Genomic DNA, 21,276 nt, shown 5'->3' on the forward strand with positions numbered 1-21,276 from the left:
CCTTTCCGGCGGTTCCGACTCTATCAGATCCTTTCGGCGTCCGATTCCCGGTCGGCGGGATTGTCTTCGCGACTGTTGGGCCGTTCCGACGAGTGAGACTTTAGCGGATTCCCGGCTCCCGAGCTAATCGGGGGCTGCGTCCTTTCGAACGCGGATTCCTCATTTCGCAAATACGCGCGCCAAAGCACACGACGACGGGTCGCCGATTGCTGGCAGGTACTTGCGGAATGGCTGTCCGGGGACCGACCGGAGTCGGCGCTCACGTCGGACAACTCGGAGAACCTTACGGATCGGGCCGGGGTGTGTCAACTCGCTGCGGGAGGGCCCCTGCGGGCGTACGCTGGCCGACGTGATGACGACGCGTACGTGTACCCAGCTTTGGTGGGCCGCCTGACGGCGGCCGCACTCACGTATGCACTCAACGGCCGCCGCTTCGGCGGCCGTTCTCGTATCTCCCTCCAGGACTCCGGGAGCCGGCCGACCGGAGCGGCGGTCTCGACCAGGAGATGGAGTAGAGATGACGCGGGTCTTCAGTGGGGTCAAGCCGACCGGGCATCTGACGCTGGGGAACTACCTGGGGGCCATGCGGCAGTGGGCCGCGGTGGACCAGCACCGGGCGGACTCGCTGTTCTGCATCGTCGATCTGCACGCGCTGACCGTGGACCACGATCCGGCGCGGGTACGCAGGCTCAGTCGTCAGGCGGCGACGTTGTTGCTGGCCTCCGGGCTCGACCCTGAGCTGTGCACCGTGTTCCTGCAGAGCCACGTCGACGAGCACACGCGGCTGTCGTACCTGCTGGAGTGCGTGGCGACGGACGGCGAGATGCGGCGGATGATCCAGTACAAGGAGAAGTCCGCGCAGGAGCGTGAGCGCGGTGGGAGTGTGCGGCTGTCGCTGCTGACGTATCCGGTGCTGATGGCGGCGGACATCCTGGCGTACGGGGCGGACGAGGTGCCGGTCGGGGACGACCAGACGCAGCACGTCGAGCTGACGCGGGATCTGGCGGTGCGGTTCAACCAGCGGTACGGGCACACGTTCGTGGTGCCGAAGGCCACTCCGCCGAAGGTGGCCGCACGGGTGATGAACCTGCAGGACCCGACGTCGAAGATGGGGAAGTCGGACGACTCTGGGCCGGGGATCGTCTATCTGCTGGACGAGCCGGACGTGGTGCGCAAGAAGGTCATGCGGGCCGTGACCGACAGCGGGCGGGTTGTGGAGTACGACCGGGAGGCCCGTCCGGGTGTCGCGAATCTGCTGGAGATTCTCGCAGCGTGCACGGGCGGGAACCCTGAGTCACTGGCGGCCGTTTACGACTCGTACGGTGCTTTGAAGAAGGACACCGCGGAGGCCGTGGTGGAGGTTCTCAGGCCCGTGCAGGCCAGGCACAGGGAGCTGTGCGCGGATCCTGCCTATGTGGAGGGGGTGCTGCGGGATGGTGCGGAGAAGGCTCGGGCGATGGCCCGGCCGATCGTCGATACCGCTTATCGGGCCATCGGGTTGCTGCCGCCCGTGTCGGAGCCCTCGCTGAGCGCCGCTCGCTAGCCGTGCGGCGGCGGGGTGACCCGCCGCCTTCGCGGTGTCGTGAGCGTCAGTCCTTCTTGCCGGAGGCGAGTTCGCGGCTGCGGTCGCGGGCGGCCTCGAGTGCGGCGATGAGTGCGGCGCGGACTCCGTGGTTCTCGAGTTCGCGGATGGCGTTGATCGTCGTACCGGCCGGGGAGGTGACGTTCTCGCGGAGCTTGACCGGGTGCTCGCCGCTGTCACGGAGCATCACGGCGGCGCCGATGGCGGACTGGACGATGAGGTCGTGGGCCTTGTCGCGGGGCAGGCCGAGCAGGATGCCGGCATCGGTCATGGCTTCGACCAGGTAGAAGAAGTACGCGGGGCCGGAGCCGGACAGGGCGGTGCAGGCGTCCTGCTGGGACTCGGGGACGCGGAGGGTCTTGCCGACGGCACCGAAGATCTCCTCGGCGTGGGCGAGGTGTTCGGCGGTGGCGTGGCTGCCGGCGGAGATGACGGACATGGCCTCGTCGACGAGGGCGGGGGTGTTCGTCATGACGCGGACGACCGGGGTGCCTGCGGCGAGGCGCTCCTCGAAGAAGGAGGTGGGGATTCCGGCGGCTCCGCTGATGATCAGGCGGTCGGCGGGGATGTGCGGGGCCAGTTCGTCCAGGAGGGTGCCCATGTCCTGCGGCTTGACCGTGAGGATCAGGGTGTCGGCGGTCTTCGCGGCCTCGGGGTTGGTGACCGGGGTGACTCCGTAGCGGGCGCGGAGTTCTTCGGCGCGTTCGGGACGGCGGGCCGTGACCAGGAGGTCGGCGGGGGCCCAGCCGGCCCGGATCATTCCGCTGAGCAGGGCTTCGCCGATCTTGCCGGTGCCGAGGACTGCGACTTTCTGGCTCATGCGGTTCAGTTTGGCACCGCTGAGGAGGGGTGCGGGCGAGTTGTCCGGTGGACGGACTCGCCGTGCCGGCCGGCTTGGGGGCTCACGCGGTACGGCGTCGTAGCGTCGCGGCTCCCAGGGCCAGTACCAGCACCGCGCAGCCCGCCACGATCAGGACGTCCCGTACGAAGGTCGCCGTCATGTCCGTGTGGTGGAGGACCTCGTTCATGCCGTCGACGGCGTAGGACATCGGGAGGACGTCGGAGATGGCCTCCAGGGCGGGGTGCATGTCGGAGCGGGGAGTGAAGAGGCCGCAGAGGAGGAGCTGGGGGAAGATCACCGCGGGCATGAACTGGACCGCCTGGAATTCCGAGGCCGCGAAGGCCGAGACGAAGAGGCCGAGGGCCGTGCCGAGCAGGGCGTCGAGGAGGGCGACCAGCAGGAGCAGCCAGGGTGATCCGGTGACGTCCAGGCCGAGGAGCCAGACGGCGAGTCCGGTGGCGAGGGCCGACTGGACGATGGCGAGGCCGCCGAAGGCGAGGGCGTAGCCGGCGATGAGGTCGGCCTTGCCGAGGGGCATGGCGAGGAGGCGTTCGAGGGTGCCCGAGGTCCGTTCGCGCAGGGTGGCGATGGAGGTGACCAGGAACATCGTGATCAGCGGGAAGATGCCGAGCAGGGAGGCGCCGATGTTGTCGAAGGTGCGCGGGCTGGCGTCGAAGACGTAGCGCAGCAGGATCAGCATCAGGCAGGGGATGAGGATCAGCAGCGCGATGGTCCGCGGGTCGTGGCGGAGCTGGCGCAGGACGCGGGCCGCGGTGGCGGTGGTGCGGGCGGCGTTCAGGGCGCCGGTGGGTACGGCGGGGGCGGCGGGCGCTGCCGGTGTGGTGGTCGTGCTCATCGGGTCGTCTCCTTGGTGCGGTCCACGGCGTCGGCTTCGTTGGCTTGGTCGACGAGGCGGAGGAAGGCGGCCTCGACGGTGTCGGTGCCGGTACGGGTGCGCAGGGCGGCCGGGGTGTCGTCGGCGAGGATCCGGCCCTCGCGCATGAGGAGCAGGCGGTGGCAGCGCTCGGCCTCGTCCATGACATGGGAGGAGACGAGGAGGGTGGCGCCGCGGGCGGCGAGGTCGTGGAAGAGGTTCCACAGGTCTCGGCGCAGGACGGGGTCGAGGCCGACCGTCGGCTCGTCGAGGACGAGGAGTTCGGGGGTGCCGAGGAGGGCGACGGCGAGGGAGACGCGGCCCCGCTGGCCGCCGGAGAGGTTGCCGGCGAGGGCGTCGGCGTGGCTGGTGAGGTCGACGTCGGTGAGGACGCGTGCGACGTCGTGGCGGCGTTCGGCGGAGGCGCGGCCGGGGTCGAGGATCGCGGCGAAGTAGTCGAGGTTCTGGCGGACGGTCAGGTCGTCGTAGACGGAGGGGGCCTGGGTGACGTAGCCGATGCGGCTGCGCAGGGTGGGGTGGCCGGCGGGGCGGCCGAGGACGTCGAGGGTGCCGGTGACCTTGGCCTGGGTGCCGACGACGGAGCGCATCAGGGTGGACTTGCCGCATCCGGACGGGCCGAGCAGGCCGGTGATCTGGCCGCGCGGGACGGTGAAGCGGAGGTGGTGGAGGACGGTGCGGGGGCCGCGTACGACGGTGAGGTCGTCGGCGTGGACGGCGTCCGGTGCCGTGGGGTGGGGTGGATCGGGCACGTAATTCATCATATGATGAATAATCTTCCCGGCGGCCGGTGCCGTCAAGGGGAGGGATCGGTGTGCCGCACACGAAAGCGGCGGCGGCCCGGGGAGGAACCGGGCCGCCGCCGCTGCGAGGGAGGTTGACGGGATGTCGGGTCAGGGCTTGGTCGCGACGAGCAGGAGCACGTCGTACGTCTCCTCGACGATGCCGTCCGGGAAGACCTTCAGCAGATGGCCGCGCTCTTCCTCCAGGAACGCGTTCCTGCGCTCCTCGGGAGTGACGAGGAAGGCCGAGTGGCTGCCGATGTTGGCGAGGTGGGTGTCGATCGGGACGCGGCGGCTCCAGCGGACCTCGCGGCGGGTGAAGCGGAGGCGGCCGCTGGGGTCGGCGGCCTGGTTGCCGTCGCCGGCCTTGCGCTTCTCCGCGGCGATGTCCACGCCCAGGAACCTGCCGGTGCGGTCGGCTGCCTCGGCGATCCACTCGATGTCGAGGGCGTCGGTGTTCCACCACAGCGCCAGCGCACCGCCCGGCCGCAGCACGCGCAGCGCCTCCGGCACCGAGTGCGCGGTGTCGGTCCAGTGCCAGGCCTGGGCATAGGTGAGGAAGTCGGCGTGGGCGTCGGCGACGGGGAGGGCGTTGCCGTTGCCGCGCACGATCGGGAGGTGCGGCAGTGCGCGGCGGAACTCGGCGGCCATGCCGGCACCGGGTTCGACCGCGAGGACGTCGGCGCCGCGGGCGTCCAGCAGGGCGGTCGCGATCCCCGTCCCGGCACCGACGTCCACGACCCGGGCCCCGGACAGCGGCCGGCCGGCCAGCTCCTCGACGGCGTCGAAGAGGGCGGGCGGGTAGGAGGGGCGGTTCGCGGCGTACTGGGCCGCGGCGGCGTTGAAGGAGTGGGCGCGCAGGGCGGGGGACGGAGTGGCCGGTTCCGGGGAGGCGGAGGTCGTGGTCATGCCGCCATGGTGAGGGGGTGGGGTGGGAGGGGACAGCGGGTTTTGCGGGCGGGAGCAGCGCGTTTCGGCCAGGCGCGGTGTTCTGCGCGGGCGCGCTGCTGTGCGCGGGCGCAGCCGCTTTACGCGGGCACGGTGCTCTGCGCGGGCACGGTGCTCTACGCAGGCATACCGCTTTCTTTCGGCTTACAGACTCACCGGCGTTACGGCTTACTGGCGCCGCTTCTTCTTCGACGGGTCGCCCGTGCGTCGGGAGGAGCGGCGTTCGTACTCCTCGCGGGCCTTCTCGTACTCCTCGCGGTGCAGTTTCTCGCCGGGGGCCTCGGTGAGGGAGCGGAAGAAGTAGGCGAGCAGGGAGCCGACGAAGCCGATGGCGAGCAGGCCGCGCAGCGAGGCCTGGCGCTGGGGGTCGTGGTGCTTGCCGAAGCCCTCCCAGGTGTTGCGGAAGGCGAGCGCGCTGCAGATCGCGAACATGGCGACGACCAGCACGGTCACGAAGGCGCCGGTGTCGGCGATCTGGATGCCCTCGTAGGCGAAGTTCAGAATCAGGCAGGAGACGGCGGCCGCGGCGAGGGAGCCGACGGCCACGCCGGCTCGGCGGGCCGCGTATCCGTTGTCGTGGTGCACCCAGGAGGTGCCGAAGAAGCGGAGGGGCTCGGGGCGGGGGCCGCCGCCCTGCGCCGCGGAGCCCGCCGGGGTGCCCGGGGTGCCGGTTTCGTCGCTCACGGGACGATTATGGCTCTGGGCGGGGGCGGGCTCTTCGCAGGGTCAGGCGCAGCGTGAGGCGACGTAGCCGTCGCTGCCCGTCTGCACGTAAGCGTCCGACACGAATTCGCCGTTGTTGATGTTGTCCCAGATGTTCGAGGTGCCGTACGGGCCTGTCACGGTTGTACCCGGCGTCTGGCAGAAGATCGGAACGCGGGTCCCCTCGATCAGAACCCGAATGATGTTGTAGTTGGTGCCGGGCCCGCTGCGGACGTTGATGCGCACGCCTGGGGCCACTGGGTAGGTCCGCACGGTGGGGGCTGCGGTGGCCACGGACGCCGCCCCCATGACCATGACAAGAGCTCCGGTGGCACCGGCGAGCAGGAGGGATCTGCGTCTGCGGGATGTCATGCGTTGCTTTGCCCTTCCGTTGGCGTCAGCTGCAGCGCGAGGCGACATAGCCGTCGCTGCCCGTCTGCACGAAGGCGTCAGAGACGTACTCGCCGTTGCTGATGTTGTCCCAGATGTTCGAGGTACCGTACGGACCCGTGACGGTGGTGCCCGGTGACTGGCAGTAGATGTGGACCTTGGCTCCCTCGGGCAGGACGCGGACAAGGTTGTAGTTGGTGCCCGGGCCGCTGCGGACGTTCAGGCGTACGCCCGGGGCGACCGAGTAGTAACGCAAGGACTCCGTGGCAACTGCGGCTGCCGCACCGCTGGTGTCGTCTTCTCCGACGCGCTCGACCGACATCGAGTGCCTCCCCCCGTTGTTCCCATGACTGTCACGGGACACGTTGATGCCCCTGAGACGAATTGCGAAACACCTGTGCGCAACTCGCACGCAGACGCTAGCAAGCCGCCTCTGTCTCGTACGAGTCATCGACTAGGCTCCGTGCGTCGCGCGCGCGGACGAACAGCACGGGGGTGGTCCATGACGCCACAGCGCAACACCGGAGCGGGCGCGGAAGCGGAACTTCCCGAGTACGCCGGTCACTACCACCTGGAGTCGTGTCTGGGGTCCGGTGGCATGGGTGTGGTGCATCTGGCCCGCAGCACCTCCGGGCTGAGGCTCGCGGTGAAGGTCGTGCACGCCGAGTTCGCCAGGGACCCCGAGTTCAGAGGTCGTTTCCGGCAGGAGGTGGCTGCCGCCCGGAGGGTGAGCGGGGCCTTTACCGCGCCTGTCGTGGACGCCGATCCGGAGGCCGAACGGCCCTGGATGGCCACACTGTTCATTCCCGGCCCGACTCTCTCCGAGCACGTCAAGCGGAACGGGCCGATGCCGACGGCGCAGTTGCGGCGGCTCATGGCCGGGCTCGCGGAGGCGCTGCGTGACATCCATCGGGTGGGGGTCGTACACCGGGATCTGAAGCCGAGCAACGTGTTGCTCGCCGAGGACGGGCCGAAGGTCATCGACTTCGGTATCTCGCGGCCCAAGGACAGTGAGCTGCGGACGGAGACCGGGAAGCTGATCGGGACCCCGCCGTTCATGGCGCCCGAGCAGTTCCGGCGGCCGCGGGAGGTGGGACCGGCCGCGGACATCTTCGCGCTGGGGTCGGTGATGGTGCATGCGGCGACCGGGCGGGGGCCGTTCGACTCCGACAGTCCGTATGTCGTCGCGTATCAGGTGGTGCACGACGAGCCGGATCTGACCGGGGTGCCGGAGAACCTCGCGCCGCTGGTCCTGCGGTGTCTCGCCAAGGAGCCCGAGGACCGGCCGACTCCCGATGAGTTGATGCGGGAGCTGCGGTCGGTGGCGGCCTCGTACGACACGCAGGCGTTCATACCTGCGCAGCGGACGAGTGAGGGCGACCGGGGGCAGCAGGCCGGTGCCGAGCGGGCTGTGGAACAGCCCGTGGCGCAATCCGGCAAACGTAGGCGCCGGGGGAAGCGGATGGCGGCTGTGGGTGCCGCGGCACTCGGCCTTGCCGTGCTCGGAGCCCTGAGCTCGGTGCGGCTGTTCGACGCCACCCGGGACACTCCGCAGGACGGGAGCCCGCGGACGGTGTCGACTGCCTCCGTCACCTGGGCGGCCGGACCGGTCGGGGCGGGCAAAGGCATGCCGCAATGCACTTATGGGGATGGGAAGTTGTTCTGTGCCCGGCCCGGTGTGGTGTTCGCCGTGTCCCCTGCCGACGGCGCACTGTTGTGGAGGCACTCCGTCGCCGCGCAGACCACAAGCGAACCACCCCTGGTCTCTGCCCATCTCGTGCAGCCTTATACGAGCGGCGGGTCACGCCTGGCGGCTCTCGCCCCCACCTCGGGCAAGGAGGTCTGGGAGCGACGCCTGCCCCCGGACACGACGATTCACTACGCAGGCGACATGGCTCTGCTCACACATGCAGACGGGACGGTCGCCGGTGTGGACGCGGCAACTGGCAATACGACGTGGCAGCGCAGGTTCCCTGGTCAGGGAACGCCGTCCTTTCTGTCGTTCTCGGGAGACTCGCTGGCCTACGCAGCACGTACGTCCGTCGACGGCTCGAGCACGCAGGTGACCGCGGTGGATCCGGGCACGGGCCGTGTGCAATGGGATGTCCGGCTCACCGGAGCACTGCGGCCGTTCGGTGCCCAGGGCGGCTCGGTGTTCTTCCTGTCCGTTGACAGCGTCTACGGAAACACCAAGGAGGTCGTCCGCTATACACCCGCCTCGAAGAAGACACGCCGAGTAACCTTGCCCGTCGCACTCGACGACGCTCAGGCAACCGTTCGGGGGCACTTCGCCTATCTCCTGGCCACAGGTGGTTCCCTGCTTGCCGTCGATCTGGACGCGCGCAAGCAGCTGTGGCGCCTGGAGACCTCGGTGATCCGTGGGTCGGCGCCTGTCGCCGACGGCAAGAGGGTGTACTTCAGCTCGGGCGACGGGCGCCTCCTCGCCGCCGATGCAGCCCAGGGGAGGCTCGTCGGGCAGACCAAAGCCCGCCTTGGCAGCCAATCGGGGGTCGTGGGGGCACCGCCCGCGCCGGTCATCGTCGGCAACCGAGTCTTTGCCACCGCCCCCGACGGCACCGTCTTCGCCCTGGACGGACGCGACCCGTCAGCCTGGTGACGTGGGACCTGGTGACGTGCGCCCCGGTGACTGGGACCTGATGACGTGCAAAAGGGGCCGCCCCGGGTGGAGGCGGCCCCTCTGGTTCGGGTGAGTTGTCAGCCCAGCTTGGTCACGTCGCGCACCGCGCCCCGGTCCGCGCTCGTCGCCATCGCCGCGTAGGCGCGGAGGGCGGCGGAGACCTTGCGGTCGCGGTTCTTCGGGGCGTAGACGCCGTTCAGGGCCTGCTCGCGGCGGGCCAGTTCGGCCTCGTCGACCAGCAGCTCGATCGTGCGGTTCGGGATGTCGATGCGGATGCGGTCGCCGTCCTGGACGAGGGCGATCGTGCCACCGGAGGCCGCCTCGGGGGACGCGTGGCCGATGGAGAGGCCGGACGTGCCGCCGGAGAAGCGGCCGTCGGTGATCAGGGCGCAGCTCTTGCCCAGGCCGCGGCCCTTCAGGTACGAGGTCGGGTAGAGCATCTCCTGCATGCCGGGGCCGCCCTTGGGGCCCTCGTAGCGGATGACGACGACGTCGCCCTCCTTGACCTCCTGGGTGAGGATCCGCTGGACGGCCTCCTCCTGGGACTCGCAGACCACGGCCGGGCCCTCGAAGGTCCAGATGGACTCGTCCACACCGGCGGTCTTCACGACGCAGCCGTCGACCGCCAGGTTGCCCTTCAGGACCGCCAGGCCGCCGTCCTTCGAGTACGCGTGCTCGGCCGAGCGGATGCAGCCGCCCTCGGCGTCGTCGTCCAGGGCCTCCCAGCGCTCGGACTGGGAGAAGGCCTCGGCGGAGCGGACGCAGCCGGGGGCCGCGTGCCACAGTTCCACGGCCTCGGGGGACGGGGAGCCGCCACGGACGTCCCAGGTCTTCAGCCAGTCGGACAGGGAGGGGCTGTGGACCGCGTGGACGTCCTCGTTCAGCAGGCCCGCGCGGTGCAGTTCGCCGAGGAGGGCGGGGATGCCGCCGGCCCGGTGCACGTCCTCCATGTAGTACGTGCGGTTCTTCGCGACGTTGGGCGCGACCTTGGCCAGGCACGGGACGCGGCGGGAGACGGCGTCGATCTGCTCCAGGCCGAACGGGACGCCCGCCTCCTCGGCGGCGGCCAGCAGGTGCAGGATCGTGTTCGTGGAGCCGCCCATCGCGATGTCCAGGGCCATGGCGTTCTCGAAGGCCGCGAAGGTCGCGATGTTGAGCGGGAGGACCGAGTCGTCGTCCTGCTCGTAGTAGCGGCGGGTGAGGTCCATGACCGTACGGGCCGCGTTCTCGTACAGGGCGCGGCGCGCGGTGTGGGTGGCCAGGACCGAGCCGTTGCCGGGGAGGGAGAGGCCGATGGCCTCGGTCAGACAGTTCATCGAGTTGGCGGTGAACATGCCGGAACAGCTGCCGCAGGTCGGGCAGGCGTTCTCCTCGATCCGGAGGATGTCCTCGTCGGAGATCTTGTCGTTGACGGCGTCGGAGATCGCGTCGACCAGGTCGAGGGTGCGGACCGTGCCGTCGACCAGGGTGGCGCGGCCGGACTCCATCGGGCCGCCGGAGACGAAGACCGTCGGGATGTTCAGGCGCAGGGCCGCCATCAGCATGCCCGGGGTGATCTTGTCGCAGTTGGAGATGCAGACCAGGGCGTCGGCGCAGTGGGCCTCGACCATGTACTCCACCGAGTCCGCGATCAGGTCGCGGGAAGGGAGGGAGTACAGCATGCCGCCGTGGCCCATCGCGATGCCGTCGTCGACGGCGATCGTGTTGAACTCGCGCGGGATGCCGCCCGCCTCCTTGATCGCCTCGCTGACGATCCGGCCGACCGGCTGCAGGTGGGTGTGGCCCGGCACGAACTCCGTGAAGGAGTTGGCGACGGCGATGATCGGCTTCCGGCCGATGTCCGCACCGGGTACACCGGAGGCGCGCATAAGGGCGCGGGCGCCCGCCATGTTGCGGCCGTGGGTGACTGTGCGGGACCTCAGCTCGGGCATCGTCGCTCGCTCCTTCAGAGACTGCGATCAGAGAGACTTGCGATCAGAGAGACCTCTGACTCCCTACGAGCGTACGCCGCCCCTCCAAGGGCTGGACAAGGTTGTCCGGAATGCGGGACGCGAGTTTCACGGATCGCCTGCTTCGGGGCTGCTCCGGCTTGAAGGCTGCGTCAGCTTCAGCGCTGCGCCGGCTTGAAGGCTGCGCCGGCTTCAGGGCTGCCGGCTTCAGGGTTGCGTGAGATGCCCCTGCACCACCGGTGCCACCCGCGCGATGATCTGCTCCAGGTCCGCCGAGGCCAGCGGCTCCAGCTTGATCACGTAGCGCATCATCGCCGCGCCCACCAGCTGGGCTGCCGCCAGCTCGGCCCGCAGCTCCGGGTCCGGCAGGTCCACCTGGGCGGCGATGCGACGCAGCAGCTGGGTGGCGACGAGGCGGCGGAAGACGGCGGCGGCGGTCTCGTTGTTCACGGCGGACCGGAGGATCGCGAGGAGGGGCGTACGGGTCGTGGGGTTCTCCCAGACGCCGAAGACGAAGCGGGTCAGCCGCTCCCCCACCCCCTCCAGCGGGCCCTCGGCCACCGCGTTCGGCGCGCTGAGCGCGGGTGCGAAGGCGACCTCGATGGCCGCCTCGAAGACCTGCTCCTTGGTGCCGAAGTAGTGGTGGACCAGCGCGGAGTCGACCCCGGCGGCCTTGGCGATACCGCGCACGGACGTCTTCTCGTACCCGCGTTCGGAGAACTCCTCGCGGGCCGCGGTGAGGATCCGGTCACGGGTGTCGGCCGACTCGGCACGCGGCGGCCGTCCCCTTCGGCGCGCGGTCGCCCCGGTCATCGCCGGGGCACCTTCACGGCGGCGGCCAGGTGCCGGCGGGTGAAGGCCAGGGCCTCGGCGAGATCGGCCTCGCGTTCGGCGCTGGACATGGCCCGCCGGGTGTTGACCTCGATGACGACGTGGCCGTCGTAGTTGGTGCGCGAGAGGCGCTCCAGCAGCTCGGCGCAGGGCTGGGTGCCGCGTCCGGGGACCAGGTGTTCGTCCTTGGCCGAGCCCCGGCCGTCGGCGAGGTGGACGTGGCCGAGGCGGTCGCCCATGCGGTCGATCATGTCCAGCGCTTCCGTGCGGGCCGTCGCCGTGTGGCTGAGATCGATCGTGAAGTGCCGGTAGTCGTCCTTGGTGACGTCCCATTCGGGCGCGTAGGCCAGCATCTCGCGGTCGCGGTAGCGCCACGGGTACATGTTCTCGACGGCGAACCGTACGTCCGTCTCGTTCGCCATCCGCCAGATCCCGGAGACGAAGTCACGGGCGTACTGCCGCTGCCAGCGGAAGGGCGGGTGTACGACGACGGTGGACGCGCCCAGCTTCTCGGCGGCCGCCCTGGCCCGCTGGAGCTTGACCCAGGGGTCTGTGGACCAGACCCTCTGGGTGATCAGCAGGCAGGGGGCGTGGACGGCCAGGATCGGGATGCCGTGGTAGTCGGACAGGCGGCGCAGGGCTTCGATGTCCTGGCTGACCGGGTCGGTCCAGACCATGACCTCGACGCCGTCGTACCCGAGGCGCGCGGCGATCTCGAAGGCCGTCGCCGTCGACTCCGGGTACACGGAGGCCGTCGACAGCGCGACGGGCACCGGCACGTCCCTTGGTTCAGCCACGCAGTCACCTTACGGGGTTGAGTGGTGAGGGAGTGGGGTGCCCATTCGCCGTTGTGACGTTCGCCATTTGCGCGTGCGGGTGCGTCGTGGTTGCTCGCGCCCACGCGGCGGAGCCGCGTGTCGATACGGCCCGCGCCCCTTGGGTGACTAGCCGTTCCCCATGTGATCGAGGCGCCGCAGGATCACGCCCTCCCTCAGCGCCCACGGGCAGACCTCCAGGCTCTCCACGCCGAACAGGTCCATCGCGCCCTCGGCCACCAGGGCGCCCGCCAGGAGCTGGTTCGCCCGGCCTTCCGAGACTCCGGGGAGTTCGGCGCGCTGTTGTGCGGACATGCCGGCCAGGCGGGGGACCCAGGCCTCCAGGGACTCGCGCTTGAGGTCGCGCTGGATGTAGAGGCCCTCTGCGCTGCGGGCGGCGCCGGCGATGCGGGCCAGCTGCTTGAAGGTCTTGGAGGTGGCGACCACGTGGTCGGGGGCGCCGAAGCGGCTGAATTCGCCGACGGTCCGGGCGATCTGTGCGCGGGCGTGGCGGCGCAGAGCGCGGACGTCCTCGGGGTCGGGCGGGTCGCCGGGCAGCCAGCCGGCGGTGAGGCGGCCGGCGCCGAGCGGGAGGGAGACGGCGGCGTCCGGCTCCTCGTCGATGCCGAAGGCGATCTCCAGGGAGCCGCCGCCGATGTCCAGGACCAGCAGCTTTCCGGCGGACCAGCCGAACCAGCGGCGGACGGCGAGGAAGGTGAGCCGGGCCTCCTCCGGGCCGGTGAGGACCTGGAGTCGTACGCCGGTCTCGTCCTCCACGCGCGCGAGGACGTCGTCGGCGTTGGTGGCCTCGCGGACGGCGGAGGTCGCGAACGGCAGCAGGTCCTCGACGCCCTTGTCCTCGGCGGCCTGGAGCGCGTCCCGTACGACGGCGATCAGCTTCTCGATGCCGTCATCGCCTATGGCACCGCTGTCGTCGAGCAGCTGGGCGAGCCGAAGTTCGGCCTTGTGCGAATGCGCGGGCAACGGGCGCGCGCCGGGGTGAGCGTCCACCACCAGCAGATGCACCGTGTTCGAACCCACGTCCAGGACACCGAGTCTCATGTACGGAACGCTACTGCCAGATCCACTGTCCTCGGTCCCCGAAGCGGCCTCGGGCCACTTACCCTGGACAGGTGCCAAAGACGAAAAAGGCTAACTCCGACAAGAGCACCAAGAACGCCAAGGGTGCCAAGTCGGGCAAGGCGGCCAAATCCTCCAAGGGATCGAAGGATCCTTCGCAGGTGAAGGCGTCGACGTCCAGGAAGGCCCCGAAGATGAGCGACGAGAAGGGGCTGGACTTCGCCCGCGCGTGGGTGGAGTTCCCGGACCCGGCGGACGACGAGCAGGTCTTCCGCTGCGATCTGACCTGGCTGACCTCGCGCTGGAACTGCATCTTCGGCAGCGGCTGCCAGGGCATCCAGGCCGGCCGCGCGGACGACGGGTGCTGCTCGCTGGGCGCCCACTTCTCCGACGAGGACGACGAGAAGCGGGTCGCCGAGCACGTGGCGCGGCTGACGCCGGAGATCTGGCAGCACCACGACGAGGGCCGGCGCGACGGCTGGGTCTCGGAGGACGACGAGGGCTCCCGCCAGACCCGCCCCTTCCAGGGCTCCTGCATCTTCCAGAACCGGCCCGGTTTCGCGGGCGGCGCGGGCTGCTCGCTGCACATCCTCGCCCTGCGCGAGGGCCGGGAGCCGCTGGAGACCAAGCCGGACGTGTGCTGGCAGCTGCCGATCCGGCGGACGTACGACTGGATCGACCGCCCCGACGACACGCGGGTCCTCCAGGTCTCCATCGGCGAGTACGACCGCCGGGGCTGGGGTCCGGGCGGCCATGACCTGCACTGGTGGTGCACGTCGGCGACCTCGGCGCACGGCGCGGGCGAGCCGGTGTACGTCTCCTACCGGGCCGAACTGACCGAACTGATGGGCAAGGCCGGCTACGACCGTCTGGTCGAGCTGTGCGAACAGCGACTGGCGTCGCAGCTGCCGCTGGTGGCACCGCATCCGGCGGATCCGGCGTAGGTCTGCTGAGGGCGTCTTACGGGGCGCGCCGGCTGCCGGGGGCGCGTGCGGGGGGCCAGGGGCCGCGCCGGGTGAGCGGTACGGCCGCGCCGCGCCGCCTGGGCCGTCCGGCCGCGCCACGCTGCCTGGGCCGTTCGGCCGCGATGCCGGCCAGCCCCAGCCGAGGCACGAGGACCTGGACATCGGCTCAGGCGAACCGCGCGGCCGCGCCGCGCTGGCTTCGGCGCCCGACCGCGATGCCTGCCCCTAGCTGTCCGACGGGCTCGGGGTTCCGTCGTCGCTCGGGGACGGGGACGGGCTCGGTGGGTCGGACGGGGTGGGGTCCGTGGGGCTGGGGCTCGGGTCGGTCGGGGTCGGGGTCTGGCTGGATGGCGGGTCCGTCGGGGGCGAGGACGAGGGGGTCGGGTCGGGGCTGGTGGGGGTCGGGGGCGGGGTCGAGGGGCGGCTCGGGGCGGTGCCGTAGCCGTCGATGGTGACCACGGCGCCGGCCGGGGAGACCGCCACCTGTGCGTGCCAGTGGCCGGAGGGCTCGCGCAGATGGTCGACGTACACCTTGATCGTCAACGTCTCGCCGGGGGCGAGGGTTCCCGACGACTGGCTGAGGTAGAGCCAGGCCGCCGAGGTGGCGGCGGACCAGCGGACCGGGGCGGAGCCGGAGGCGGTGAGGGTGATCAGCGTGGTGTCGCCGTCGTTGGCGGCGCTGACCGCGAGCTGTCCCGCGCCCTTCTCGTCTCCTCCGGAGACGCTGATGACCTCCACGGAGACGTCAGAAGCGCCGTCCTTGCCGGGGCCGCCGGGCTTCACGCTGGCGTTCCCCGCGTTCTCGTAGCCGCCGGTGGTGTCGCTGCCGAGCGCGTCCGGGCCCTGCGCCTCGCGCGCGGTGGCCGCGCGGCCGTCCTCGGCCGCCGGGGCGCCCCGGTAGGCGGCCCACAGGGCGAGCACGGGGGCCGCGACGACGGTGGCGACGACGGTCGTGGTGACGGCACGCGCGCGTAGGCGGTCCCGACGGGCCGCGCGGTCCTTGGGGTCCATCGGGAAGCCGCGCCGGTCGAAACGGGGTACGGCCGCGCCCCGCGCGCGTGGCTGGTGCGCGAGGGCGACGTGCAGGGCCGCGCGGGGCGCCTCCAGGACGGGCAGCTCGGCCGGGGTGACCGTGGCGCCAGGCCAGTGGCCGGGCACGGCGCGCTCGGCGGTACGGCGGCAGCGGGGGCAGTCGTCGACGTGCCGGACCAGCTCGCGGCGCAGGGCCGCGCTCAGGACCAGCTGACTGTCTCCGGTGAGGTGGGCCACGCTCGGACAGCCGCCGGTCTCGACCACGGCGAGCGCGGCGCGGGTGCGCTCGACCTCGCAGGCCGCGGTGGCGAGCAGCTCGCGCGCGGCGGTGGGCTCCATGCCGAGGACGGCGGCGACCTCGTGGGCGGCGAGATGGTGGCGGACGGCGAGTTCCAGGGCCTCGCGCTGCTCGGGGGTGGTGCCGGCCGCCTCCGGCCAGGCGAGCAGGGCGAGTTCGCGGCGGCGCTGCTCCTGGACGTCGGGGGCGACGGGCGGATCGGGTACCTGTTTCGTGGCCGCGGGACGGCCCGCCGCGTGGGTGGCCTGACGTTTCTGCTTGGCTTCGGCGAGCCCTCGCAGGCAGGCCCAGCGGGCCAGCGCGTACAGCCAGGCCCTGCGGTCGGCGGCGGCGTCCGGGACACGCTGCCCGCGCCGCTCGGCCAGCGCCAGGACGTCCCCGAGGGCGGCGGTGGCCGCGTCGTGGTCGCACAGCACCGACAGGCAGTAGGTGAACAGGCCGTCCAGGTACGGCTCGTAGCGCGCCGGCGGCCGCTGGGCGAGGGTGCGCGCGGCGGCTCGGTCGCGCGCCTCCCGGTGCGCCCGGTGTGCGCCGGTGGTGCGGGTCGTGGTCTGAGGACTGCTGCTCATCACCCGTGCGACCGTAGGCGGCGGCGGAGTGCCCCTTCTTGCACCTTGAGCACTTTTAATCCGTACGGGTGAAACGATCCCTCATAAGGGGACAGGAACCCTTTATTCCATGGCTCGAACCGGACGGGCGGTGGCCAATACCAGTCCACCCACATGCGCCCCGAGCGGGCGCTGTCAGTGCCGCGGGCTACGGTTTCCGCATGGCTGCCCGTACCAAGACCACCAAGGACCGACCGTCCTACCGCTGCACCGAGTGCGGCTGGCAGACGGCCAAGTGGCTCGGCCGCTGCCCCGAGTGCCAGGCCTGGGGGACGGTCGAGGAGTACGGCGCGCCCGCGGTCCGTACGACGGCACCGGGCCGGGTCACCAGCTCGGCGGTGCCCATCGGCCAGGTCGACGGCCGCCAGGCCACCGCCCGCACGACCGGCGTGCCGGAGCTGGACCGGGTGCTCGGCGGCGGTCTCGTGCCCGGCGCGGTCGTGCTGCTCGCGGGCGAACCCGGGGTCGGCAAGTCCACCCTGCTGCTGGACGTGGCCGCCAAGTCGGCGAGCGAGGAGCACAAGACCCTCTATGTGACCGGCGAGGAGTCCGCGAGCCAGGTCCGGCTGCGCGCCGACCGCATCAACGCTCTCGACGACCACCTGTATCTCGCCGCCGAGACCGATCTGGCCGCCGTCCTCGGCCACTTGGACGCGGTGAAGCCGTCCCTGCTGATCCTCGACTCGGTGCAGACGGTGGCCTCCCCGGAGATCGACGGCGCGCCCGGCGGCATGGCCCAGGTCCGCGAGGTGGCCGGCGCCCTGATCCGCGCCTCCAAGGAACGCGGCATGTCCACGCTGCTGGTGGGCCACGTCACCAAGGACGGCGCGATCGCCGGCCCCCGGCTGCTGGAGCACCTGGTGGACGTCGTCCTGCACTTCGAGGGCGACCGGCACGCGCGCCTGCGCCTGGTGCGGGGCGTGAAGAACCGCTACGGCGCCACCGACGAGGTCGGCTGCTTCGAACTGCACGACGAGGGCATCACGGGCCTCGCGGACCCCAGCGGACTCTTCCTGACCCGTCGTGACGAACCGGTCCCCGGCACCTGCCTGACGGTCACCCTGGAGGGCCGCCGCCCGCTGGTGGCGGAGGTGCAGGCGCTGACCGTGGACTCCCAGATCCCCTCCCCGCGCCGGACCACCTCGGGCCTGGAGACCTCCCGGGTGTCGATGATGCTCGCGGTGCTGGAGCAGCGCGGCCGGATCAGCGCGCTCGGCAAGCGGGACATCTACTCGGCGACGGTGGGCGGCGTGAAGCTGTCGGAGCCGGCCGCCGACCTCGCGATCGCCCTCGCCCTCGCCTCCGCCGCCAGCGACACCCCGCTGCCCAAGAACCTCGTCGCGATCGGCGAGGTCGGTCTGGCGGGCGAGGTCAGACGGGTCACGGGCGTGCAGCGCAGGCTCGCCGAGGCGCACCGGCTGGGCTTCACGCACGCGCTCGTGCCAGGCGATCCGGGCAAGGTCCCGCCCGGGATGAAGGTCCTGGAAGTCGCCGACATGGGAGACGCGCTCAGGGTTCTGCCGCGCTCCCGTCGCCGAGAGGCCCCACGGGAGGCGGAGGAGCGCCGGTAGACTTTGCCCAGGTCTCGCCCGTCCGTACGAACCGAGTGCGCAAGACGGCAGCGCCCCAGAACCTGCGACCGGAGGAGTGCAGTGGCAGCCAACGACCGGGCAGCAGCTCCCGGAAAGTCCGGTGGGAGTGCCGGTACCGATGGCCTGATGCGCGCCTCACTGAGCGCCGTGGCTCCGGGTACGCCCCTGCGTGACGGCCTGGAGCGGGTCCTGCGCGGCAACACCGGCGGGCTCATCGTCCTCGGCTCCGACAAGACCGTCGAGGCGATGTGCACGGGCGGCTTCGTCCTGGACGTGGAGTTCACCGCCACCCGCCTGCGGGAGCTGTGCAAGCTGGACGGCGGCATAGTGCTCTCCTCCGACCTGTCGAAGATCCTCAGGGCCGGCGTGCAGCTGGTCCCGGACCCGACGATCCCCACGGAGGAGACCGGCACGCGGCACCGCACGGCGGACCGCGTCTCGAAGCAGGTCGGCTTCCCCGTGGTCTCCGTCTCCCAGTCCATGCGGCTGATCGCCCTGTACGTCGACGGGCAGCGGCGCGTGCTGGAGGACTCGGCGGCGATCCTGTCCCGCGCGAACCAGGCGCTGGCCACCCTGGAGCGGTACAAGCTCCGTCTCGACGAGGTCGCGGGCACGCTGTCGGCGCTGGAGATCGAGGACCTGGTGACGGTCCGGGACGTGTCGGCGGTCGCCCAACGCCTGGAGATGGTCCGGCGCATCGCCACCGAAATCGCTGAATATGTGGTCGAACTGGGCACGGACGGTCGTCTTCTGGCACTTCAGCTGGAGGAGTTGATCGCGGGCGTCGAGCCCGACCGTGAGCTGGTCGTCCGGGACTACGTCCCCGAGCCCACGGCGAAGCGCTCCCGCACGGTCGAGGAGGCACTGTCCGAGCTGGACGCCCTCTCCCACGCGGAACTCCTGGAGATGGGCACGGTGGCGCGTGCGCTGGGCTACACCGGCTCCCCCGAGACCCTCGACTCCGCGGTGTCCCCGCGGGGCTTCCGGCTCCTGGCCAAGGTGCCGCGCCTGCCGGGCGCGATCATCGACCGCCTGGTGGAGCACTTCGGCGGCCTGCAGAAGCTGCTCGCCGCGAGCGTGGACGACCTTCAGGCGGTGGACGGGGTCGGCGAGGCGCGCGCCCGGAGCGTCCGCGAAGGCCTGTCGAGGCTGGCCGAGTCCTCGATCCTGGAGCGGTACGTCTGATCCGGGAGCGGCGGGTCCGTCGTGAGCTGCGGGTGGTACGTGGCTGGTCGTAAGTACTCACCGCACCGCACGCAGCCGCGTACGGTGCAGTTGCGGCCGACGGCACTGCAACCCCCTAGGGGCGCGGGGAACTGCGCGACCAGCCCCCACGCAGCCGCACCCGCACCCGCACGACGGACCCGACAGCCCCGCTAATCAGCAGACAGCACGAACGAAGCCTGAGCCTTCGCGAACCCCGACGCCTGCGCCTCCAGCAAGTACGTCCCCGTCTTCGCCACCCCCGCCGGAGGCGTCCCGCACTGCGGAGCGCTCGGCTTGCGGTCCCACGTCACGGCGTACGTGATGCTCTGCCCCGCGGGCACCCGGAACACCAGGCTCGCCGCACCCTTCGGGCAGTCGGCCGAGGACCAGTAGGCGTCACTGCTGTCCGCCGGCGTGATGGTCAACACCGCGCGCTTCGGTCCGAGGTCGACCTTGCAGTCACTGGACGAGGCGTTCTTCGCGGTGAGTTCGAACGTCGGCACCTGGTCGGGGGAGTACGAGTTGTGCCGGCTGCGCAGGCTCAACGTGACCGCCCCGGCGGTGCAGTTGGGCAGTGAGGAGGACGCCGGCAGCGTGTCGCCCGTACCGACATCGCCCCCGCCGGACCCCGAGCCCGAGCCGCCGCCCGAACCACCGCCCGAACCACCGTCGGACCCCGTCGAGCCGGAGTCGCCCTTGCCGTCCGACCCGGAACTCCCGCCGGCGTCGCCGCCGCCACTCGACTCGTCGCGGCCGCCCGGGTGTTGGGTGATCGCGGACTCGGACGAGGAGGGCCCGGGCGTGATCGTGGACACGGGATTCTTGCCGTTGGAGGCGTCGGTGTTCTTCTTGCCGCCCCCGCCGCCGGCCGTGACGATCCAGGTGATCAGCAGCGCCGACACGGCGACCACAGACACGATGACGACCCTCCGTCGCCAGTAGATGGAGGAGGGAAGCGGCCCGACCGGATTGCGCAGAGATCCCACGGCGCAAACTGTACGAGAGATCGGCGCGCTTGCTTGCGCCACCCGCCGCCCGGACCCCAACTTTTCCGGATCATCATCCCGGCAACTGTCGCAGGAGAAAGGGTCCTTCACCTACCGCGACCAGACGCAACGCTCCGCAACCGCCTGTTTTCGGCCCTGCCCGCCCGACCCGTGGCAGGATCGGAATGCCATGACTGAGAAGCTCCACGCCCCCGTGATCGCCTGGTTCGACACCCACGCCCGCGACCTCCCCTGGCGCCGCCCGGAGGCGGGCCCCTGGGGCGTGATGGTCAGCGAGTTCATGCTCCAGCAGACCCCCGTCAGCCGGGTCCTGCCCGTCTACGAGCAGTGGCTCGCCCGCTGGCCGCGCCCCGCCGACCTCGCCGAGGAGGCGCCCGGAGAGGCGGTGCGCGCCTGGGGCCGGCTCGGCTACCCGCGCCGCGCCCTGCGGCTGCACGGCGCCGCGGTCGCCATAGCGGAGCGGCACGGCGGGGACGTACCGACGGATCACACCCAGCTGCTGGCGCTGCCCGGCATCGGCGAGTACACGGCCGCCGCGGTGGCCTCCTTCGCGTACGGGCAGCGCCACCCGGTGCTGGACACGAATGTGCGCCGGGTCTTCGCGCGGGCGGTGAGCGGGGTGCAGTACCCGCCGAACGCCACCACGGCCGCCGAGCGCAAGCTGGCCCGTGAGTTGCTGCCCGAGGACGAGAGGACGGCCGCCCGCTGGGCCGCGGCGTCCATGGAGCTGGGCGCGCTGGTGTGCACGGCGAAGAACGAGGGCTGCCACCGCTGCCCGATCGCCGCGCAGTGCGCCTGGCGGCTGGCGGGCAAGCCGGAGCACGAGGGGCCGCCGCGCCGCGGACAGACGTACGCGGGCACGGACCGTCAGGTGCGCGGCAAGCTGCTCGCCGTACTGCGGGAGGCGCACGTGCCGGTGCCCCAGGCGGCGCTGGACCGGGTGTGGCACGAGCCGGTGCAGCGCGCCCGCGCGCTCGACGGGCTCGTCACGGACGGTCTGGTGGAGCCGCTGCCCGGCGGTCTCTACCGGCTGCCGCTGACCTGACACACAGCCAAGTCATGGCGTGCGGGCCTTCGTTATGGACCCTCCCACCCTACAAACCGCCTCATAAAGGGAC

Annotated in this window: 19 protein-coding genes; 6 read left to right on the forward strand and 13 right to left on the reverse strand. The window is 71.3% G+C overall.

Going from position 1 to position 21,276, the window contains the following annotated elements; genetic code table 11:
* Window positions 1-517 precede the first annotated feature (517 nt).
* Complete coding sequence (gene trpS, locus BEK98_RS21595; RefSeq protein WP_094218277.1) at window positions 518-1,543, forward strand: tryptophan--tRNA ligase; 1,026 nt, start codon at window positions 518-520, stop codon at window positions 1,541-1,543.
* 46 nt (window positions 1,544-1,589) lie between these two features.
* Here trpS and proC read toward each other — a convergent pair whose 3' ends face one another.
* From proC to BEK98_RS21630, 7 genes are all read right to left on the reverse strand, one after another.
* The gene (gene proC, locus BEK98_RS21600; protein ID WP_094218278.1) at window positions 1,590-2,402 is read right to left on the reverse strand and encodes a pyrroline-5-carboxylate reductase; all 813 of its coding nucleotides are present in this window, start codon (window positions 2,400-2,402) and stop codon (window positions 1,590-1,592) included.
* Between the two features lie 82 nt (window positions 2,403-2,484).
* The gene (locus BEK98_RS21605) at window positions 2,485-3,279 is read right to left on the reverse strand and encodes an ABC transporter permease (protein ID WP_094218279.1); all 795 of its coding nucleotides are present in this window, start codon (window positions 3,277-3,279) and stop codon (window positions 2,485-2,487) included.
* Window positions 3,276-4,079 (reverse strand): ABC transporter ATP-binding protein, encoded by an 804-nt coding sequence (locus BEK98_RS21610; RefSeq protein WP_094218280.1) that lies wholly within the window; start codon window positions 4,077-4,079, stop codon window positions 3,276-3,278. The genes BEK98_RS21605 and BEK98_RS21610 overlap by 4 nt, the downstream gene beginning before the upstream one ends.
* A gap of 129 nt (window positions 4,080-4,208) precedes the next feature.
* Window positions 4,209-5,006: a class I SAM-dependent methyltransferase gene (locus BEK98_RS21615; protein ID WP_094218281.1), complete on the reverse strand. Its 798-nt coding sequence runs from the start codon at window positions 5,004-5,006 to the stop codon at window positions 4,209-4,211.
* 207 nt (window positions 5,007-5,213) lie between these two features.
* Window positions 5,214-5,729 (reverse strand): hypothetical protein, encoded by a 516-nt coding sequence (locus tag BEK98_RS21620; RefSeq protein WP_094218282.1) that lies wholly within the window; start codon window positions 5,727-5,729, stop codon window positions 5,214-5,216.
* A 42-nt stretch (window positions 5,730-5,771) separates the two neighbouring features.
* Window positions 5,772-6,119 (reverse strand): SH3 domain-containing protein, encoded by a 348-nt coding sequence (locus tag BEK98_RS21625; RefSeq protein ID WP_107428288.1) that lies wholly within the window; start codon window positions 6,117-6,119, stop codon window positions 5,772-5,774.
* 25 nt (window positions 6,120-6,144) lie between these two features.
* Window positions 6,145-6,459, reverse strand: coding sequence for an SH3 domain-containing protein (locus BEK98_RS21630; RefSeq protein WP_094218284.1), 315 nt, complete (start codon window positions 6,457-6,459; stop codon window positions 6,145-6,147).
* A gap of 180 nt (window positions 6,460-6,639) precedes the next feature.
* On the opposite strand from BEK98_RS21630, the gene BEK98_RS21635 reads away from it, so the two are divergent.
* A complete protein-coding gene (locus tag BEK98_RS21635; protein ID WP_094218285.1) occupies window positions 6,640-8,754 on the forward strand; it encodes a serine/threonine-protein kinase in 2,115 nt (704 codons plus the stop codon).
* 98 nt (window positions 8,755-8,852) lie between these two features.
* Here the strand turns inward: BEK98_RS21635 and ilvD are convergent, their stop codons facing one another.
* The 4 genes from ilvD to BEK98_RS21655 all read right to left on the reverse strand — a co-directional run bounded on the left by ilvD (window position 8,853) and on the right by BEK98_RS21655 (window position 13,432).
* Window positions 8,853-10,706: a dihydroxy-acid dehydratase gene (ilvD, locus tag BEK98_RS21640; RefSeq protein WP_094218286.1), complete on the reverse strand. Its 1,854-nt coding sequence runs from the start codon at window positions 10,704-10,706 to the stop codon at window positions 8,853-8,855.
* Between the two features lie 225 nt (window positions 10,707-10,931).
* On the reverse strand, window positions 10,932-11,537 hold the full coding sequence (locus BEK98_RS21645) for a TetR/AcrR family transcriptional regulator (protein WP_094218287.1): 606 nt from the start codon (window positions 11,535-11,537) through the stop codon (window positions 10,932-10,934).
* The gene (locus BEK98_RS21650; protein ID WP_094218288.1) at window positions 11,534-12,352 is read right to left on the reverse strand and encodes a sugar phosphate isomerase/epimerase family protein; all 819 of its coding nucleotides are present in this window, start codon (window positions 12,350-12,352) and stop codon (window positions 11,534-11,536) included. Before BEK98_RS21650 ends, BEK98_RS21645 begins: the two co-directional genes overlap by 4 nt.
* A gap of 147 nt (window positions 12,353-12,499) precedes the next feature.
* Complete coding sequence (locus tag BEK98_RS21655; protein WP_094218289.1) at window positions 12,500-13,432, reverse strand: Ppx/GppA family phosphatase; 933 nt, start codon at window positions 13,430-13,432, stop codon at window positions 12,500-12,502.
* A gap of 71 nt (window positions 13,433-13,503) precedes the next feature.
* Here BEK98_RS21655 and BEK98_RS21660 point away from each other — a divergent pair, with 71 nt between their 5' ends.
* The gene (locus BEK98_RS21660) at window positions 13,504-14,394 is read left to right on the forward strand and encodes a DUF3109 family protein (RefSeq protein ID WP_208643183.1); all 891 of its coding nucleotides are present in this window, start codon (window positions 13,504-13,506) and stop codon (window positions 14,392-14,394) included.
* 246 nt (window positions 14,395-14,640) lie between these two features.
* Here the strand turns inward: BEK98_RS21660 and BEK98_RS21665 are convergent, their stop codons facing one another.
* Window positions 14,641-16,314, reverse strand: a complete 1,674-nt coding sequence (locus BEK98_RS21665) for a BACON domain-containing protein (RefSeq protein WP_425276618.1) — start codon at window positions 16,312-16,314, stop codon at window positions 14,641-14,643.
* 200 nt (window positions 16,315-16,514) lie between these two features.
* On the opposite strand from BEK98_RS21665, the gene radA reads away from it, so the two are divergent.
* Together radA and disA are read left to right on the forward strand one after the other, a co-directional pair.
* On the forward strand, window positions 16,515-17,924 hold the full coding sequence (gene radA / locus BEK98_RS21670; RefSeq protein ID WP_094218291.1) for a DNA repair protein RadA: 1,410 nt from the start codon (window positions 16,515-16,517) through the stop codon (window positions 17,922-17,924).
* An 81-nt stretch (window positions 17,925-18,005) separates the two neighbouring features.
* Entirely contained in the window at window positions 18,006-19,130 is a 1,125-nt protein-coding gene (gene disA / locus BEK98_RS21675) for a DNA integrity scanning diadenylate cyclase DisA (protein WP_094218292.1), read from the forward strand.
* 191 nt (window positions 19,131-19,321) lie between these two features.
* Here disA and BEK98_RS21680 read toward each other — a convergent pair whose 3' ends face one another.
* Window positions 19,322-20,137: a hypothetical protein gene (locus tag BEK98_RS21680; RefSeq protein WP_208643184.1), complete on the reverse strand. Its 816-nt coding sequence runs from the start codon at window positions 20,135-20,137 to the stop codon at window positions 19,322-19,324.
* A 190-nt stretch (window positions 20,138-20,327) separates the two neighbouring features.
* On the opposite strand from BEK98_RS21680, the gene BEK98_RS21685 reads away from it, so the two are divergent.
* On the forward strand, window positions 20,328-21,203 hold the full coding sequence (locus BEK98_RS21685) for an HhH-GPD family protein (protein WP_094218294.1): 876 nt from the start codon (window positions 20,328-20,330) through the stop codon (window positions 21,201-21,203).
* Window positions 21,204-21,276: the final 73 nt, after the last annotated feature.

The sequence above is a fragment of the Streptomyces diastatochromogenes genome (assembly GCF_002242805.1).
Lineage (GTDB): Bacteria > Actinomycetota > Actinomycetes > Streptomycetales > Streptomycetaceae > Streptomyces > Streptomyces diastatochromogenes.

What these genes read in the sequence shown, in the direction of transcription:
- trpS (WP_094218277.1), top strand. Translation starts at nt 518, where the DNA reads ATGACGCGGGTCTTCAGTGGGGTCAAGCCGACCGGGCATCTGACGCTG.
- proC (WP_094218278.1), bottom strand. Translation starts at nt 2,402, where the DNA reads ATGAGCCAGAAAGTCGCAGTCCTCGGCACCGGCAAGATCGGCGAAGCC.
- BEK98_RS21605 (WP_094218279.1), bottom strand. Translation starts at nt 3,279, where the DNA reads ATGAGCACGACCACCACACCGGCAGCGCCCGCCGCCCCCGCCGTACCC.
- BEK98_RS21610 (WP_094218280.1), bottom strand. Translation starts at nt 4,079, where the DNA reads ATGATGAATTACGTGCCCGATCCACCCCACCCCACGGCACCGGACGCC.
- BEK98_RS21615 (WP_094218281.1), bottom strand. Translation starts at nt 5,006, where the DNA reads ATGACCACGACCTCCGCCTCCCCGGAACCGGCCACTCCGTCCCCCGCC.
- BEK98_RS21625 (WP_107428288.1), bottom strand. Translation starts at nt 6,119, where the DNA reads ATGACATCCCGCAGACGCAGATCCCTCCTGCTCGCCGGTGCCACCGGA.
- BEK98_RS21630 (WP_094218284.1), bottom strand. Translation starts at nt 6,459, where the DNA reads ATGTCGGTCGAGCGCGTCGGAGAAGACGACACCAGCGGTGCGGCAGCC.
- BEK98_RS21635 (WP_094218285.1), top strand. Translation starts at nt 6,640, where the DNA reads ATGACGCCACAGCGCAACACCGGAGCGGGCGCGGAAGCGGAACTTCCC.
- ilvD (WP_094218286.1), bottom strand. Translation starts at nt 10,706, where the DNA reads ATGCCCGAGCTGAGGTCCCGCACAGTCACCCACGGCCGCAACATGGCG.
- BEK98_RS21645 (WP_094218287.1), bottom strand. Translation starts at nt 11,537, where the DNA reads ATGACCGGGGCGACCGCGCGCCGAAGGGGACGGCCGCCGCGTGCCGAG.
- BEK98_RS21655 (WP_094218289.1), bottom strand. Translation starts at nt 13,432, where the DNA reads ATGAGACTCGGTGTCCTGGACGTGGGTTCGAACACGGTGCATCTGCTG.
- BEK98_RS21665 (WP_425276618.1), bottom strand. Translation starts at nt 16,314, where the DNA reads ATGAGCAGCAGTCCTCAGACCACGACCCGCACCACCGGCGCACACCGG.
- radA (WP_094218291.1), top strand. Translation starts at nt 16,515, where the DNA reads ATGGCTGCCCGTACCAAGACCACCAAGGACCGACCGTCCTACCGCTGC.
- BEK98_RS21685 (WP_094218294.1), top strand. Translation starts at nt 20,328, where the DNA reads ATGACTGAGAAGCTCCACGCCCCCGTGATCGCCTGGTTCGACACCCAC.